Annotated in this window: 16 protein-coding genes; 7 read left to right on the top strand and 9 right to left on the bottom strand. The window is 61.2% G+C overall.

The features are described from left to right. Nucleotides 1-46: 46 nt before the first annotated feature. The 7 genes from NKI39_RS22940 to NKI39_RS22910 all read right to left on the bottom strand — a co-directional run bounded on the left by NKI39_RS22940 (nt 47) and on the right by NKI39_RS22910 (nt 6,224). Nucleotides 47-721 carry a LamG domain-containing protein gene (locus tag NKI39_RS22940; protein WP_352834601.1) on the bottom strand — a complete coding sequence of 225 codons (675 nt, stop codon included), beginning with the start codon at nt 719-721 and terminating at the stop codon, nt 47-49. A 34-nt stretch (nt 722-755) separates the two neighbouring features. Further along, complete coding sequence (locus NKI39_RS22935) at nt 756-2,153, bottom strand: ABC transporter permease subunit (RefSeq protein WP_352834598.1); 1,398 nt, start codon at nt 2,151-2,153, stop codon at nt 756-758. Next, on the bottom strand, nt 2,140-2,934 hold the full coding sequence (locus NKI39_RS22930; RefSeq protein ID WP_352834596.1) for an ABC transporter ATP-binding protein: 795 nt from the start codon (nt 2,932-2,934) through the stop codon (nt 2,140-2,142). Before NKI39_RS22930 ends, NKI39_RS22935 begins: the two co-directional genes overlap by 14 nt. Before the next feature lie 45 nt (nt 2,935-2,979). After that, on the bottom strand, nt 2,980-3,873 hold the full coding sequence (locus tag NKI39_RS22925) for a DUF1259 domain-containing protein (RefSeq protein ID WP_352577922.1): 894 nt from the start codon (nt 3,871-3,873) through the stop codon (nt 2,980-2,982). A gap of 54 nt (nt 3,874-3,927) precedes the next feature. Next, entirely contained in the window at nt 3,928-4,281 is a 354-nt protein-coding gene (locus NKI39_RS22920; protein WP_023802351.1) for a hypothetical protein, read from the bottom strand. Nucleotides 4,282-4,338: 57 nt separating this feature from the next. Next, the gene (locus tag NKI39_RS22915; protein ID WP_352517436.1) at nt 4,339-4,812 is read right to left on the bottom strand and encodes a chromate resistance protein ChrB domain-containing protein; all 474 of its coding nucleotides are present in this window, start codon (nt 4,810-4,812) and stop codon (nt 4,339-4,341) included. A gap of 593 nt (nt 4,813-5,405) precedes the next feature. Further along, a complete protein-coding gene (locus NKI39_RS22910; protein ID WP_352577921.1) occupies nt 5,406-6,224 on the bottom strand; it encodes a DUF1259 domain-containing protein in 819 nt (272 codons plus the stop codon). A gap of 439 nt (nt 6,225-6,663) precedes the next feature. Between NKI39_RS22910 and NKI39_RS22905 the strand changes: the two genes are divergently transcribed. The 3 genes from NKI39_RS22905 (at nt 6,664) to NKI39_RS22895 (ending at nt 10,446) form a co-directional block, all read left to right on the top strand. Further along, nucleotides 6,664-7,644, top strand: a complete 981-nt coding sequence (locus NKI39_RS22905) for a chromate resistance protein ChrB domain-containing protein (protein ID WP_352725362.1) — start codon at nt 6,664-6,666, stop codon at nt 7,642-7,644. Nucleotides 7,645-7,653: 9 nt separating this feature from the next. After that, complete coding sequence (gene chrA / locus NKI39_RS22900) at nt 7,654-9,063, top strand: chromate efflux transporter (RefSeq protein WP_352834592.1); 1,410 nt, start codon at nt 7,654-7,656, stop codon at nt 9,061-9,063. A gap of 102 nt (nt 9,064-9,165) precedes the next feature. Further along, nucleotides 9,166-10,446, top strand: coding sequence for an MFS transporter (locus tag NKI39_RS22895; protein WP_352694358.1), 1,281 nt, complete (start codon nt 9,166-9,168; stop codon nt 10,444-10,446). On the opposite strand, the gene NKI39_RS22890 is transcribed toward NKI39_RS22895, so the two are convergent. Together NKI39_RS22890 and NKI39_RS22885 are read right to left on the bottom strand one after the other, a co-directional pair. Next, a complete protein-coding gene (locus NKI39_RS22890; RefSeq protein ID WP_352694343.1) occupies nt 10,393-10,935 on the bottom strand; it encodes a hypothetical protein in 543 nt (180 codons plus the stop codon). The two genes, NKI39_RS22895 and NKI39_RS22890, sit on opposite strands and share 54 nt — an antisense overlap. A 359-nt stretch (nt 10,936-11,294) precedes the next feature. Continuing rightward, the gene (locus NKI39_RS22885; RefSeq protein WP_352508384.1) at nt 11,295-12,365 is read right to left on the bottom strand and encodes an NAD/NADP octopine/nopaline dehydrogenase family protein; all 1,071 of its coding nucleotides are present in this window, start codon (nt 12,363-12,365) and stop codon (nt 11,295-11,297) included. A 213-nt stretch (nt 12,366-12,578) separates the two neighbouring features. On the opposite strand from NKI39_RS22885, the gene NKI39_RS22880 reads away from it, so the two are divergent. Genes NKI39_RS22880 through NKI39_RS22865 form a run of 4 tightly spaced genes read left to right on the top strand, consistent with a single transcriptional unit; the run spans nt 12,579 to nt 16,055 of the window. Beyond that, nucleotides 12,579-13,550: a LysR family transcriptional regulator gene (locus NKI39_RS22880; RefSeq protein WP_352834589.1), complete on the top strand. Its 972-nt coding sequence runs from the start codon at nt 12,579-12,581 to the stop codon at nt 13,548-13,550. Continuing rightward, nucleotides 13,547-15,016: an NAD(P)-binding domain-containing protein gene (locus NKI39_RS22875; RefSeq protein ID WP_352834587.1), complete on the top strand. Its 1,470-nt coding sequence runs from the start codon at nt 13,547-13,549 to the stop codon at nt 15,014-15,016. Before NKI39_RS22880 ends, NKI39_RS22875 begins: the two co-directional genes overlap by 4 nt. Continuing rightward, the gene (locus NKI39_RS22870; RefSeq protein WP_352834585.1) at nt 15,010-15,495 is read left to right on the top strand and encodes a CMD domain-containing protein; all 486 of its coding nucleotides are present in this window, start codon (nt 15,010-15,012) and stop codon (nt 15,493-15,495) included. The genes NKI39_RS22875 and NKI39_RS22870 overlap by 7 nt, the downstream gene beginning before the upstream one ends. After that, nucleotides 15,492-16,055 (top strand): peroxidase-related enzyme, encoded by a 564-nt coding sequence (locus NKI39_RS22865; RefSeq protein ID WP_352464102.1) that lies wholly within the window; start codon nt 15,492-15,494, stop codon nt 16,053-16,055. Before NKI39_RS22870 ends, NKI39_RS22865 begins: the two co-directional genes overlap by 4 nt. Nucleotides 16,056-16,088: the final 33 nt, after the last annotated feature.

Genomic DNA, 16,088 nt, shown 5'->3' with positions numbered 1-16,088 from the left:
GCACCGTACCGCCGATAGCTTTGAAAGCTGGTTGAAAGCGGACCGCTTAACCAGCCGGAGTTACGGTGAAGTCATCAAAATACACGTGACTGTCGGCCTTCGACCACAAGCCAACACGCCCGGTCACCGGCTCAGGCAGCGTGTCCTGCAGGTAGAGCTTGCCGTCGACATAGCCTTCGACCTTGGTGCCGGCGATGCGCACCTTCAGGTCGTGCCATTCATGGGTTGAGGTTGGGGTGTTCTTGACCCAGGTCACCGACGAGCGTTTCCCCTTTTCGAACCTCCACAAGACAAGATTGTTCTCCAGAGGGTTGGCGCGAATCGTGAGATAGTCGCCATTGGGCTTAAGGTTGAACAATATCCCTGCACCCTGGTCGATGCGGCCGCTGATGCCCTCGAAACGGACGGCGATCTCTCCATCGCGGAAATCCGGCACGCCCTCAAGAACAGCATAGGGGAAGTATGCATAGGCCTGGACGCGGTCGAGGAACTCGGCGTACCGCTCCCCATAGAGGGCCCGCGCCTTGTCTGCGAGACCAGCGGAAGTCTGTCCCTCCTTCCATTGGCGCCCGTCGACGGCCAACACCTTGTTGTCGCCTTCCGTTTCGATCCGCCAAATGCCTACCACGCCGGGCATCGCCTTCGAATCTGTGCCAACTTCCTCGTCCGAAAAATTGACGATGTCCGGCGAGCCCGCCGAAGCGGGCAGCAGCAAGGCCACCAAGCCGACACCTGCCGCGGCAATTGTCTTGAGGCTATGTAAGATGTTCACGGCTGATCTCCTTCTGGCTTGAAGTGTATTTGATGGCCGGTGCGCGGCGGCTCCGCCACCAAGCAACCCAGACGAGCAGCGGCAGGCCGCCGACGAACCAGGGAAGCGCGATCCACGGAGCCGCGACGAGCGGATAGCCGGGATAATCGCCGGCCCCGGTCGCCGGCACGGGCAGGGGTACATTTGCGAGCCCATAAAGGAGCGGCAGTACCTCCTCGGTGCCGGTCGATCGACTGACGGCCGACCGGCCGCCATAGCTGTACTCGACTTCGCCATACGACTCATCGCTTGCGCTGCCGACAACACTCTGCTGGTCGCCTGCAAAACGGATGACAATCCGTGGAATGACCCGCTCGAGCTTCGCTAGGACGCTTGTTCGCAAATCGGCGTACCGGGGGTCTTCGGGCGCCAGGTGAACGGTGACGGTCAACTGATCGCTGAGTTGCGCCAGGGCCTGTTGGTCGGCAAGCGAGAAAGAGTTCCGTCGGTCCTCGGTCGCATCGGCCGACCATCTGATCTGGGTAGCCGCGACCATCACAAGACAGGTCGCCACGAGGCAGATGAGCGAACGGACAAGCTTGATGCGCACGGTAGCACCCATGGGGAGCCAGATGGCAGCGAGTGCGGCAAATCCAAGAATCGCCGCAAGCACCCCGACGACCAGACTGAGCGACAACAATCCGAGCTCAAAGGTGTGCAGCGTTTGCGTGAGCGACAGCCGCGACGACCAGCCAAGGAGGTCGGGTTGGCTGGCCGCCGCGAAGTCGATGACCCACGATCCGAGTGTGAAGCCGAGTGTGACAATCGCCGCGGTTGCCGCGCTCTCGGTAAGCGCAGCTGCGAATAACGCGATGGCGCCGACCAACAGGCCGTAGAGGAGATGTCCGAGAACAAGATTCAGGGTCTCGGCGACGAACAGATGTCCGCCCATGAACTCCCAAATCGCGAGCGCAGAGAGCGCAGGGATACTGGCAATGAGCCAAGCTGCGAAGACGGCGACCAGCTTGGCGCCAATCAAAGTCGGCGGTCGATAGGGCAGCTGGATCAGGAGCCGCAAGGCGCCGGACTCCTTTTCGTGGCCGAGCACGCGTATGGCAACAAAGGGAAACAGCAGCGTAACGGCGACGTAGAAGCCGCCGAACGTCGGAACCAGTACGCCGTCCAGCGGGGATAGTGCGCTCGCGAGCCCAGGCGAGGTGAGGGCAGTAGCGCTCGTTTCGCCGTAGAGCGACACGGCCTGAAAGAAGCTGAATCCGACGAGAGGGCAGAGCATCAGCAGCATTGTCCAGAGCGGCCGGCCGCTCGCCATTTCCCGCAGCTCCTTGGCCAGCAAGGGGCCGAAGGGAGCGTCGAGCGGTACCGCTGCCTCAGGTGAGCGCAAGGAAAACCTCCTCCAACCCACCGGAGAGGATCCCCGCACGCTCCCGCAAGTCGCCCAAGGTCCCGACGCCGCGCACGTGGCCTTCTGCGAGCAAGACGAAACGGTCGCATATGCGGTCGGCATCGAGCAGCTGGTGTATGGCGAGGACGAGGCTGCGCCCCTGCGCCGCAACCTTGCGCAGCACGTCCATGATCTCGCGGGTCTGTCGCAAGTCGAAGCCGTCGAAGGGCTCGTCCATCAGCAGCAGTGGATGCGGCGTAATCAGGGCAAGCGCCAACATCAGTCGACGGGCATACCCTTTGGACAATGCAAGCACCCGCTTGTTCAGCACCGGTGCAAGTCCGACCGCCCTAACTGTGTCCGCGACGTCGAGGTCCGATGTCCGGTAAACACCGGCGAAGAACGCGAGCACCCGTTCGACATACTGGTCGCGCCACGGCCGGAGGCAGTCGGGGAGGTAGAAGATCGATCTCCGGCGCAATGCGGGTGGCAGAGGGGCGCCGTGCCAGAAAATCGTCCCCGAGTCGGCGGGAAGAACGCCGGCAACTGCTTCGAGCAACGTGGTTTTGCCGGCTCCGTTCGGTCCGATGAGACCGAGAACTTCGCCGGCTTCGACCGTGAAGGCAACGTCCGCCAACGCTGTTTGCGGGCCGTAGCGCTTTGTCAAGGCGTCGACCCGAAGGGCGACTCCGCTCGCTGGCGGTGTCGCGATTTGCGCCTTGTCAGGCATCCGGCTTCGCATCAACATCGGCTGATTCCCTCCCGGCGTGCGATTGGGCATTGCCCGGCCGAACTCCGCCGTTGGACGCGCGCGCGGACGCCCAATCTAGCTCTTTTTGACGGCGACCTTGTCGAGGGCTGCGCGCAGGCCTTTCGCCAGCTTCTGCACATCGTCGTTCGCCCAGAAATGCATGAAGAAGAGCCGCGGCTGCTCATCGAGCATGTGGCTATGCAATGCCGTGATCTCGATGCCGTTGCCTTGCAACGCCCTGATAACCGGATTGACCTCCTTGGCAGTCAGCACAAAGTCACCTGTGATCGCCGTTTTGCCGCCGCCAGTCGACTGGAAGTTGATCGCTATGGCGGAGCCCAGGGCGGCCGGCACATCCATGCCATTTTCTTCGACCGGTTCTGCGCGCGGTATAGTGAACTGGTAGACCGCGCCGTTGGCCTTGCCTTTGTAGCCAATAGCTTGGTCGACACCCGCCGTGTCGAACTCGATCTTCGAAGCGGCCGCCGCCTGCGAACCGGCGGATGCAGCCATCGGCGTCTTCGTCAGAGCCAAGCCGGCATGAAGCGCTGTGGCGAGTGCTACCGGATCACCTTGGCCGAAGAGGTGCATGTAGAGCGTCATCGGCTGCGCGCGCAGCAGGTGGTTGTGCACCGCGGTGATCTCGATGCCGCCTTCTTCAAGCTTCTTCATGACCGGGTTCACCTCGTCCTGCGTCAGAACGATGTCGCCCATGACCATTGCCTGATTTCCCATGGGATCGAAGGCGATCCAGCCTCCGAGCGCAAAGCCTGGCTTCAGGGATATGCCGTCGAGCGATACCTTCAGGTCGGTTCGTGGCAAGCCAACTCTATAAACGCCGCCAGGCATTTCCGATCCGGATTTGCCAAGTGTCTGCGCGACAGTTTGCCAATCGGGTGCCGCTGACGCCGGTTGGAGAAGCGCCGACATCGCTATCAGCATTGCGCCGGTGATGAGTTTTGCACGCATGGATTTCTCCTTGTGGTCTGCCCCAATATGCCCAATGACTTTCAATCCGAGACGCTAGTCGCGTGCAGAGGGCTTCTGCAGCACGCCCTCCAGGAAGAACGTCCCATCCGGGTCACGAAGCTGTACTGCGGTATCTGAGATCCATACCTGATAGCAGGTCTCTTCGCCTTCAACGGAAATGCAGAGCTGCCCCTTCTCGACGCGCCACTTGCCGGCGTTCTTCTTGCCCATGTCGTAGCGCACGATCCGTCCGTCGCGGCCGAACGCATCCGCCCAATGAACGTCGTCCGTGAAATCCATGCCGGCGAACTTGGCCTTGATCTCCTTGCCCTTGAGGTGCCGGAACGTGTCCGCCGCGTCCGCGGCATTCACAGCAATCAGGCTGAAGCCAAAGGCGATGGCGGCCATCAGCCGCCGACCAACCGTAGCACTTCCCGGGCTGTTTCTTTCGAGGGTAATCATCTTTCAGGCCGCCGCCGTAGGCTTCATGGCCGGCGGCCAGCTGTGCGTCTCCGCTTTGCGGCGCGAGGCCCAGGCATAAAGGGCATCGTAGATGACGAAGCCGTGCCTCAGCACCTCATGGTCGTCCGGCGTGACGTCCCGGAGCCCCATGGAGATCGCAAGCAGTCCCGCCGACTGTGGCATGAGATCGTGCCGATCGGTGTCGGCGCCGCGCACGATCGAGGCGATCGTCACGATCGCCGGATCGCGCTCGAGGCCGTATTTCGAGACGAAGGTATCGAAGCTGCAGCCGTCACCCACATGCGTGAACTCGACACCGGGCACGTCATAGGGTGTAGCGCCCGTCTCCTGGGCAACTGGGATCACCCGATCCGGCGGCACGAACAGGAATTCTGGCTCCGTGTCGATGAAGCGGGCGATCAGCCAGGGACAAGCAATACGGTCGATCACCGGACGTTCGCGGGTAACCCATTTCATGGCCTTGTCTCCCTTTTGGTTGGCGCCACTCAGCGCGGCCTACTGCTGCGAGACCGCCAACGCTACGCCTGGTTAAAGAATGATACAAGTGTTACATTTATCTTACCCGTGATACGGTTCACTTATGAGTGAATGGAACAGCCCTGGCTGCTCCTTATCCATCAGCTGCCGAGCAAGCCGGCCTCTCCGGGTGAAGATCTGATGGCGCGCACCGAAATCTTGCGGGCCAAGACGGGACACGTTCTGGACATCGGCGCAGCGCTGGCGGTTATCCTGCTCGGCGTTTGGCCGCTGATCCGGAGATAGGTTTTCGATCTTGGCCCACCCCGCCGCACATCCATGTTTGGGGTCCGCCGTGACATCGACCTGGATCGATGCCAACGGCTGTCCCGAAGAGATGTGCCGTTCGGCCCTGCCAGCATCGACGAATATGGCAACTTCGACGGAACCGCCACCCAGGCCGACCTTCCCACCGCCGTCGCGCCGCCAACCCGAGCGCGCTGCGCCGAAGTTCTTGGCTTTCGATACATTTCCGCTGCCATTATATCGCGAGCGCGCGGCGGTCGCATGACTCCTGTGGCAACAGCGACAGACTATTGCTGCGTGTTGAGCGCCCGCCTCAAGCTCTGCGCCAACGCCTGAGCATTGCCGATGCCCCAGTAGTGCAAGAAGATGATCCGCGGGTCTTCAAAGAACATGTGATTGTGCACCGCCATTACTCCAATCGCTCCAGCTTGCAGTTCACGGATGACCGAACGGACTTCATTTTCCAGCATCGCAAAGTCGCCGCAGACCGCGGCGCGCTCGTCCGTGCCCTGAAAGGCTGCCCATGTGTTGTAGCCCATTGCGGCATCAATATTGAGCTCACCACAGCGTGTGCAGACGACGGGCACGGATGGGCGCGCCAGGACAAACTTGAGCACGCCATCCTTGCTCTCGCCCTTGTGCTCGACAATCGCCTCAAGCGGCGGCGCGTCCAAGCTACTATTCACTTTCTTGATGGCGGGTTCGACAGGATGCTTCTGGCGCACGATCTTTATCGCTTCAAAAATCCTATGCGCTCCTGTCGCCAACGCAGTTTCATCAGCCGTACCCTCGACATGCATAAACATCACGCGCGGCTGCTCGCGGACGAAATGATTGTGTAGGGCTGTTACGTAAAGGTTCGCCTGGATCGCTGCGGCCATCGCGTCCTCGATTTCATCTTCGAGCACGACGATGTCACCCATCAGCGTGGCATGATGCGCCCCCTGTTTAAAACTAACCCAGGAGGTGAGGCCCATAAACGGAATGATCTCAAAGCCGTCCAGGGTCATTCTCACTTCACTGCGCGGGACCGATAACTTGAGCACGTCACCCGTGGTCTGTCCCTTCAGTCCGGTAAGGGATTCAATAGCTTGGGTATCGAGCATCTTAGACCTCCTCGTTTCATCGAGCACTAACCGAACCCGATTTCCGTTGGCGCCACACAATGAATCGAGTGCCGAACGCCAACGCCAGCGTCACCATTCCAATTATAGGTGCAGGGGTGGTATGAAAAAGAGCAGTACGAAGCAGCCAGCCCACCTGGGATCATTGCCAGCAGAAGGGCGGGACCGGCCCGCTCGGCGGTCGCACCAAGGGCACCGAAAATACCCGTTCCGATGATCATGCCGGCAGTCATGAGCGTAGCTGCGGTGCGTCCGACGGCCCGAGTCGCAGATGATCCTGACTGGCTAGCCCCACCCGAGGCTGTCATTTCGGCACCTCCTGTCAGGCATCAGCGAGACAGTCTGCGAGACGTCAACGCTACGCCTGAATATAATATGATACAAGTGTTGCATTTGCCTTTCTCGGTGATACGGTGTGCTGATGAGCGAAGGGGAACTTGGGACCGAGCAGCGCTGGCTGCTCTTGATCCATCAGCTGCCGACCAAACCAGCCTATTTCCGGGTGAAGATCTGGCGGCGGCTGCAGGGTATCGGCGCAGTTGCGGTCAAAAGCACAGTCTATGCGCTGCCCGCCGATGCAGAAACGCAGGAGGATTTCGAATGGCTCCTGAAGGAAATTATCGACGGTGGCGGTGAGGCGATGGTGTGTGAGGCGCGTCTGATCGACGGCCTGACGGACGCACAGGTTCGGGCGCTGTTCGATGCCGCGCGGGACATCGACTATGCAGAGATCGCCAAGGCAGCGCGCGATCTAACGGCGGCTATCGACTCCGACAAGACCGAGGATCGGCGCGCGGATGCCCGCGCGCAACTCGGTCGAATGCGCAAGCGGCTTGCCGAAGTCGTGGCGATCGACTTCTTCGGCGCCAGCGGGCGGCTCGCCGCCGAGGGACTGATCGCCGAGCTCGAGGCTCAGCTTATAGAGGACAAGGCCATGACCAAGGAACCGAAGAAGACGGCCGAGCTGGGTGAGGTCAAGGGCCGGACCTGGGTCACGCGGCGGGACGTGCATGTCGACCGCATCGCCTGCAGCTGGCTGATCCATCGCTTCATCGATGCCGATGCAACGATCCGCTTCGTGGCGGGCAAGGGACACGTGCCAAAGGAGGGCGAATTGCGCTTCGACATGTTCGAAGGCGAAATCACCCATGAAGGGGACTGCTGCAGCTTCGAGGTACTGCTCAATCGTAGTGGCATAGTCGACCCGGCGCTGCAGGCCATCGCCGAGATTGTTCACGACATCGACCTCAAGGACGGCAAGTTCAGTCGCGAGGAAACCACCGGCATCGCCAGCCTGATCGCTGGGATCGCCATGGCCAATGCGGAAGACGAGCAACGGATCGCCGAGGGTGCTTCGGTGTTCGACAACCTCTATCGATATTTCCGCCAGAAGCGCGGGTGAGGGGAACCAATGACCAGCGTTCGTGCCGTCCATCCGAATGCGCTCGGTGATGACCCTTCGCATGGCATCCCCTTCGGCGAAGCAGTGCGGGTCTGGGCGCGTGTGGCGGCGTTGAGTTTTGGTGGCCCGGCCGGCCAGATCGCGGTAATGCATCGCATCCTCGTTGAGGAGAAGCGCTGGATCGGCGAGACGCGGTTCCTGCATGCGCTGAACTACTGCATGCTGTTGCCAGGACCGGAGGCCCAGCAGCTCGCCGTCTACATCGGGTGGCTCCTGCATAAAACCCGAGGCGGGCTCGTGGCCGGCACGCTGTTCGTATTGCCGGGCGTGATCGCCATCATGGCGCTGAGCTGGATCTATGCAATCTTTGGCAATGTCGGCGCGGTGCAGGCGCTTTTCTTCGGTCTGAAGGCCGCCGTCCTCGCCATCGTGCTCGAGGCGGTTATCCGGGTCGGCAAGCGGGCGCTCAAGAACAAAGTCATGATAGGCCTCGCCGCCGCCGCCTTCATCGGGCTCTTCCTGTTCCATGTCCCATTCCCGCTCATTGTCCTGACGGCCGGAGTGATCGGGTACGTCGGCGGGCGGGCCGGGCTGGCAGCGTTCATGGCGGGCAACGGCCATGGCAAGGTCGGCGGCAAGCGGGTCGCCGACGCGGAATCGGCGCTCGGCGAAGGCATTCCTGCCCATGCTCGCCCGCCGGTCAGCTGGTCGTTGAAGATCGGAGGCGTGTTTCTGGTGCTATGGCTGGCACCTGTCCTCGGCCTTTTCGTGCTGTTCGGGTCCGGCAATGTCTTCGCCGATATCGCGGTATTTTTCTCGAAGATGGCGGTCGTGACCTTCGGAGGCGCCTACGCCGTCCTCGCTTACGTGGCGCAGCAGGCTGTCGATACCTATGGCTGGCTGAAGCCAGGCGAGATGCTGGACGGCCTCGGCATGGCGGAGACGACGCCTGGCCCCTTGATCATGGTGACCCAGTTCGTCGGGTTCATGGGCGCGTATCGAGCGCCGGGATCGCTTAATCCGCTGCTCGCTGGAACGTTGGGCGGCCTGCTCACCACCTGGGTCACCTTCACACCTTGCTTCCTCTGGATATTTGTCGGTGCGCCGTTCGTGGAAACGTTGCGCAGCAACAAGGCCTTGTCCGCCGCGCTGGCGACCATAACGGCAGCCGTGGTGGGCGTGATCCTGAACCTGGCGGTGTGGTTCGCGCTTCACGTTCTGTTTGGAGCACTGCGCGAGGTCAAAGGGTTCGGCATGACGGTCGATGTGCCCGTGCCCAGCTCCGTCAACATCGCGTCGCTCGTCCTGACATTGAGTGCGCTGCTGGCGGTGTTCCGTTTCAAGATCGGTATGCTCCCGGTGCTCGCCGGCTGTTCGATCCTCGGGCTGCTCTACGGGATGGCAACGGGAGCGATCTAACCCGTGCAGCCAGCGCCGCTTACCAGTGGTGAGGAGGCATCGTTGACGTTACAGTGGCTCGCGCACGGTTTGCGCAAAGCTATTTCGAAGCGGCGCTTCAGGCTGCTTCCTGCCGGTGCTGAGCCGACTGCTGCGAACCTGCTGATATCAAGGGGACTGCGGGCGTTCGGTGACGGTCTGGTCAGCATCCTGCTTCCCGCCTATCTGGCCACGCTCGGCTTCGACGCCTTCGAGATCGGAACCCTGTCGACGGCGACGCTCGCGGGCTCAGCCGTCCTCACCCTGGCTGTTGGGATCGTCGCGCATCGCTTCTCCCGTCGAGCGCTGCTGACCGCAGCGGCTGTCCTGATGATAGCAACGGGGGTCGTCTTCGCTGTCGTTCACGACTTCTGGCCGCTGCTTCTCATCGCGTTCGTCGGCACGCTGAACCCATCTTCAGGGGACGTCAGCGTGTTTCTACCGCTCGAACATGCGCAGCTTGCGCAGAGCGTCACCGACCGCGACCGCACGGCGCTCTTTGCGCGCTACAGCCTCATCGGCTCTCTCGCCGGCGCCGTCGGAGCGCTGGCCGCAGGAGCGCCCGACTTTCTCCGCGACGCCATCGGCCTGGAAATGAAGCAGGCCCTCCAGGCAGCTTTTCTATTTTATGCCTCACTTGGGTTGGCGGCGGTGCTCCTCTATCGGCGGCTGCCGAGTGACGCGCCTGATGCAGGCAAAGTGTCGGCACAGCCATTGCGCAGGTCTCGCTCCATCGTTCTGTCACTCGCAGCGCTCTTCAGCCTCGACGCTTTCGCAGGCGGCTTCGTCGTCCAATCGTTGTTGGCCCTCTGGCTCTTTCAACGGTTCGGCCTGTCGCTCGCCGCGACCGGCGCAATCTTCTTCTGGACGGGTGTCCTTTCGGCTGCGTCCTATTTGGTCGCTGTGCGAATTTCCCAGCAGATCGGACTCATAAACACGATGGTGTTTACGCACCTTCCGTCGAGCCTCTGTCTGGTGCTCATCCCGTTCATGCCGAGCGTCGCTCCGGCTATCGCTCTTCTGCTGATTAGAAGCGCGCTGTCGCAGATGGACGTGCCGACCCGCACATCGTACGTCATGGCCGTGGTGACGCCCGAAGAGCGGGCTGCCGCGGCGAGCATCACCGCCGTCCCCCGCAGCCTCGCGGCGGCCGCCAGTCCAGTCCTCGCAGGGGCTCTCCTTGCCGTCTCCAGCTTCGGCTGGCCCCTGATCATCGCCGGTGGGCTGAAAATTATCTACGACCTTCTGCTGCTCGCGACATTTCGCAGTGTTCGCCCTCCAGAGGAGCACGGGGGCGGGAGGAATGACATGTCAGTCGGCCATGATCGAACTGGCAACGACGCGCGGGTTTCCTGGTGGCGTTGAAGGCAGGACCACCAGCCGGACAAATTGCTTACGTCCGCCGGCAACGAGGATGTAGAGACGCGAGAACTCCTCCGTATCGCGATCTTCGGCAATCTTCTCGGCATCCGTACGGGTGAAGAAACTCTTCCGAAATGCCTCTTGATCGATATCGGGAAATGCCAGCGTACACGTCTGCACCGGTTTGCCGCTCATCGTTGCCTTGGTGGTGCCGATGATGGTTCCTGCTGGCAATCCTTCCTCCGCTTCGGCCACCAGCCATGCCTCCACTGAGGTTGGATTAGCGATTGGCGCGAGTTCGGCGAAGCCTGCTTCGGCAATAAGTGTCCACCTGCGTTCGTGCGCGGTCTCTATCATGCGCTCGAAATTGGGACCCTCGGCCAGACAGGTACGGTGAAATTGTTCGACAGCCTGATCCGCATCACTGGCGGCCTGCGCCGGCGACATCGTCAGACCCAAGATGGTCCCTGCCAACGTTAGAAATTGGAACATGTCTATCTCGCGTAGCTGATTGTGGACGAACCACTTATCCTGAACGGGCTACGACACTCGTTGTTCCGGACTGTCGGCCCCTGCATGGCCGGTATCTTGATGGAGGCGCGAAGCGCCTGCGCAGTTGATGCAATGTTCAAGCATCTGGCAACTGATGGAACCATGCCGCACTGGGTTTCGATGACGGACCCTGCTACAGACCCACTCACACCGCCGGGCGGGACCATTTGATCACGTGCTGAGTTCCTGGAGACATCTCCCGGCGCTCGCCGAGGAACCTGCATGTCGTGCTCGCCGGCAACCAGCCCCGGTGGTTTTTCGGGCACTTGGCCTATGTCCCAGTCCACTGTGGAAACTTGTTAAAATCCCTTACGGCAAAGGTTTTCGAGGTCCGCTTTTGCCATTCCCTCGAAGCCCAGCGCGGGAAGAATATCATTATCTCCCTTAAGATCGCGACCGTAAGCCGCCGAGAATATGGCAATTCCAGATTCATGGAGAATCGCTGAATTTCCGCTGATCTTCCCCAACAAAACGGTCGGCAGCAGCCCGAACGGAACGTCCTCGAGAATATAGCGGCTTTCGATGGTTGACGGGCCGAAGCCGCCGCGGCCTTGGCGATCCATCTCCTGGTTCATTTCCGAAACGGTGGCCATGGGGACGTGAAACGACAATGAAAAATGCTCTTCAACTGTGCGCACGGCAATTCCAAAACGGGCGGCGATCGCCAATCGTTCCGCGTCCAGAGCCTCGATAAAGCGGCCGACAGCCGGGGTGACGTTTCCGGCCTGGCTCCACTGTTCTCCCTTCTCCATGCGTGTGAGATTAAGAAGAGCGATCCCGAGATGGTTCTGCGGATTGAGGTTGCTGAGCGCGATAGCAAGCATGCCGTCGCGCTTGACGAAACGATCGCCGAACAAGCTCGTGCAAAGCTCGAACCCTTGGTCCTGAGCACTGAAAGGCAGCGTCGCGACATCCAGTTTCTGGCGAACGGTTGCAACATCGATTTCGGCTGGCCCGCGCTGTTGCCCGGTCACGAGCGTGGTACCCCAGACGACGATCGGCAGGCTAACCTTCCGGTCCGCAAGCCGCTTGGAGAGATACAGTGCCCCAAAGGAACTGTGCGAGCTGATGATAACCGGCGTTCCGTCCCTTAGATAAGGAGTGGCAGCGTCCATCACCATCTTGTGCCCGTAAGCCGGCAACGCGATTATGACGACGTCGGCATCGGCAATGGCGTCTTCGCAATCCTTGGCGATGCGCACCTTAGTCGTTGCCTTGATAGCTCCGGTAGCCTTCAGCAATCCACCGGCGGCCAGCGCCTTGGTGCGTTCTCCGGAAGGCGACCAAAGCATAGGGTCATGTCCCGCTTCGGCCAGATAGGCGGCAAGGCCGTAAGCAATCGCTCCGGCGCCAAGAATGCTTACGCGCATAAATTCCCTCCTGTTGCGGGCATTGCAGCCTCCATTTCTCACTAGGAGGTTCCACAAATCGGAGCCGCATCTGCCATCGTCGGCTTCTGGCGATGGGATTCCGGCCTGAGCCCGCGATTGCAACATGTCTCAGCGAATATTCGTTTCCGCTTGACATATATCAAAAATGAATGAGACGATGTCAATCATACGGATTGCGCATGTAGAGAGAACATGGAAACCCGCGACCTTCAGAGCTTCCTTGCGGTTGCTGCCAGCGGCAGCATTACCAAGGCGGCTGACATGCTCGGTCGTTCCCAACCTGCAGTGACACGCACCATTCAGGATCTCGAGGCAGAGCTCGGCTTCGAATTGCTGCACCGTCTTGGTCGGCGGGTGCAGTTGTCCGAGGAGGGTGTGGCCTTCGAGGAGGAGGCGCGGCGCTTGCTGATGTCCTTCACCGAGCTAGCCGCGCGGGCCAAGATGATTGCCGCCGGCCGAGGGCGAATCCTGCAGATTGTTACCACCTCCGCGATCGGTACTGGCTTGATCCCGACGGCCATGGCCGAACTCAAAGGTGTCGAGCTTCCAGACGAGACGCATCTGGGGCAGTTTCTCCCCTCGATCGTCGCCCAGGAGGTGCGCAGCGGACGTGCCGAAATCGGGTTTTCGAGCCTGCCGCTCGATACGCCCGGTCTGGATGTCCTGCGGCTCTATTCGGCGCCTGATGTTGCGGCCGTGCGGGAGGACGATCCGCTGGCTGAACTTGACGTGATACCGCTTTCCGCCTTTGCCGGTCGCCGCGTCGCCACACTGCTCAACCCCCTACGTTTCCAGTTGCATGTCTCCAAGGCATTGGCGGCCAGGGGCATCGATACCGGGCCAGTGATCCGGACCAATACCGCGTACGGCGCGTTGCAGATCGTGCGCCAGACTGGCGCTGCGGCAGTCATCGATCCCCTCACCGCCTATGGCGTGGCCCTGCCTGGGGTCGTCATTCGCCCGATCGACGTGACCGTTCTTTTCTATTGGGGCGTTGTGGCTGCCGAGAAACGCCCCCTTCGTCCAGTCGCGCAGGCGTTGATGGATGCGGTCGAGGCGGTGGCTGAACGGTCGATCGTCGGCTTCAAGAAACTAGATCCGACCCTCGCTGGCCAATTGGTGAGCGATCCTGCATCCGGCACAAATCACGGAATAGGAATATGAAGCATACCCCCGCCGCGCCAACGCCGACAGGTCTTGCTGCGCTCGAAGCACAGCTTGCACAGGATCTCGAGTTTCTCGAGCTGCCGGCCAAACCTTGGGTTCCGACGCGCACGGAGAATGGCGTCCCGGTCCGTGACGTCGTCGTCATTGGCGCCGGCATGTGCGGACTTGCTGCCACGGCAAAGTTGGTGCTGACCGGGATAACCAATGTCGTGGCCTATGATGCGGCTCCGGCCGGGCTCGAAGGACCATGGGTAACGTTTGCCCGCATGCAAACGCTCCGGTCGCCGAAAACCCTGCACGGTCCATCGCTTGGCCTGCCGCAATTGACGTTCCGCGCCTGGTTCACGGCGCAATGGGGCGTTGAGGCCTGGCGGTCGCTGGACAAAATCCCCAAGGGCCAGTGGATGGACTACCTGGTCTGGTACCGCAAGGTTCTTGGCCTGCCGGTGCGCAACAGCGTGCGCATGACCGGACTGGCACCTGTTGGAGATCTGATTGCGATCGATATCGAAGGCGCGGAAACCGGCCGGGTTCTCACCCGTCGTCTCGTTCTGGCCACTGGTCGGTCCGGTTTGGGCGGTTTTGCCGTGCCCGATTTCCTTAGAGGCATCGATCGCGCCTATTGGGCCCATTCTGCCGATGACATCGACTTCGACACGCTGAAAGGCAAGCGTGTGGCGGTGATCGGCGCCGGTGCCTCTTCCATGGACAATGCCGCAACGGCACTCGAGGCGGGAGCCGGCTCGGTGGACATGTTGATCCGGCGCAAGGAAATGCCGCGCATCAACAAGCTGACCGGTATTGGCAGTCCGGGTGTTGTACTTGGCATGCATCACTTGCCCGACGCCTGGAAATGGAAATTCTTCGATTATACCGCCTCGACCCAGACACCGCCGCCGCGTTCATCGACACTCCGCGTGTCTCGCCACCCCAATGCTCGGTTCCTTCTCGACTGCGGCATAGTTGCGGTGAAGGAGGAGGCAGGGACCCTGCTGGTGGAAACCACGCAGGGGCCGATGCGCTACGACTTCCTGATCGCGGCAACCGGCTTTTCAAATGACTTCAGCGGCCGCCCGGAATTTGCGGCGATCGCCCCACATATCCGCACCTGGTCGGATGGCCGATATAGGCCGGATATGGGGCCGGCTCGTGCAGGCATGTCGGACGCGCCGGATCTTGGTCCGGCCTTCGAGTTTCGCGAACGCGTCTCCGGCTCCTGCCCGATGCTGGCGCATATCCACTGCTTCAACGACGCCGCGATGCTGACCCATGGCAAGGTCTCCGGCGACATCCCGGCCGTCAGCGCCGGGGCCGACCGTCTCGTCCGCGGCATTGCCGCATCGCTGTTTGCCGAGGATGTCGAAACCCACTTCGCCAATCTGATCGCTTACGACACGCCCGAACTTCTGGGCGACGAATGGGTCGATTCAACTCCCTTGCTGCAGAAGGAGGCCGCGTGGTGATCGACGCGATGGACAAGGCTGCCGGCCTTTCACCGGATAATACCCTTTTCGCCGCAAGGCGGTTTCGGCCCGAATTCGTGCGAGGGGCAGAAGAATGTCGCCTCTCGGTGCTGCAGCCGGCAACCGATCAGGGGCTGGCGCCGAATTTGCGTGTTGCTCTTGCCCGTCGCATGGCCGCCCTGAACGCCGATCCGGTCCTGGTGGCCGAATATGATGTGCAGCTGGCTCAGCTAGGTCCGACCGAGCAGCTTCTGGCTTTGGCCCAGGGCGAAACGGATTTGATTGAACCCCTGGCGACCATCGTCCGTCATGTTGACCTGATCACCCTGACGCCGAAAAAGGCGGAAGCGAGCCATATCGCTCTCCTGGAGAAGGCTGGATTGAACAATCCTCAGATCGTCGCGCTCTCCGAACTGATTGCCTTCGTCAACTTCCAGACGCGGGTAGCGACCGGCTTGCGATTGATGAGGTCGTCATGATTTCCTCGGTTCGCCTGAAGCCGCTGAATTGGCGTCCCTACATCGCACCGGTCGAGCTATCCGAGGCCACGCCGGAACAACTCGAAGCGATGAAGGTAACGCCGTCGGCCAAGAAAGTTTCGGAATATGTGCGCACCCTTGTGCATGATCCCGAGAGTTATCTTGCCCGCACCGTCTTGTTCAACGCGATCATGTATGTCGAAGGCGGGCTTGCCCGTCCCGACCGCGAACTTGGCGCATTGGGTGCCTCGATCGTCAATGGCTGCAAATTCTGCGCCGTGGTTCACGCCCGCCGCCATGCAGAGCTGACCAAGAGCGACGAAGTGGTCACCGCGCTCTACCTCGACAAACCCGAAAAGCTTGGGCTGCGCGATGCAGCAATCTACAGCTTTGCCCGCCGTCTGTCGGCGGCGCCGTCGGAAGCAACGGTGGACGACATCGCCTCGCTGCGTGCCGTCGGCATGAATGATGCTGAGATCATCGACCTGATCCACGCCATAGCGATCTTCGGCTGGGCAAACCGGCTGATGCACGTTCTCGGCCACGCGGAGAGCGGATGATGATGACCCACATGTCAAGGCAGTCCGTCCCAC

The sequence above is a fragment of the Mesorhizobium sp. M0664 genome, from assembly GCF_040320565.1.
Taxonomy (GTDB): Bacteria; Pseudomonadota; Alphaproteobacteria; order Rhizobiales; family Rhizobiaceae; genus Mesorhizobium.
The sequence above is the reverse complement of the archived record's forward strand: the minus strand, read 5'-3'. Positions and strand labels throughout refer to the sequence as shown.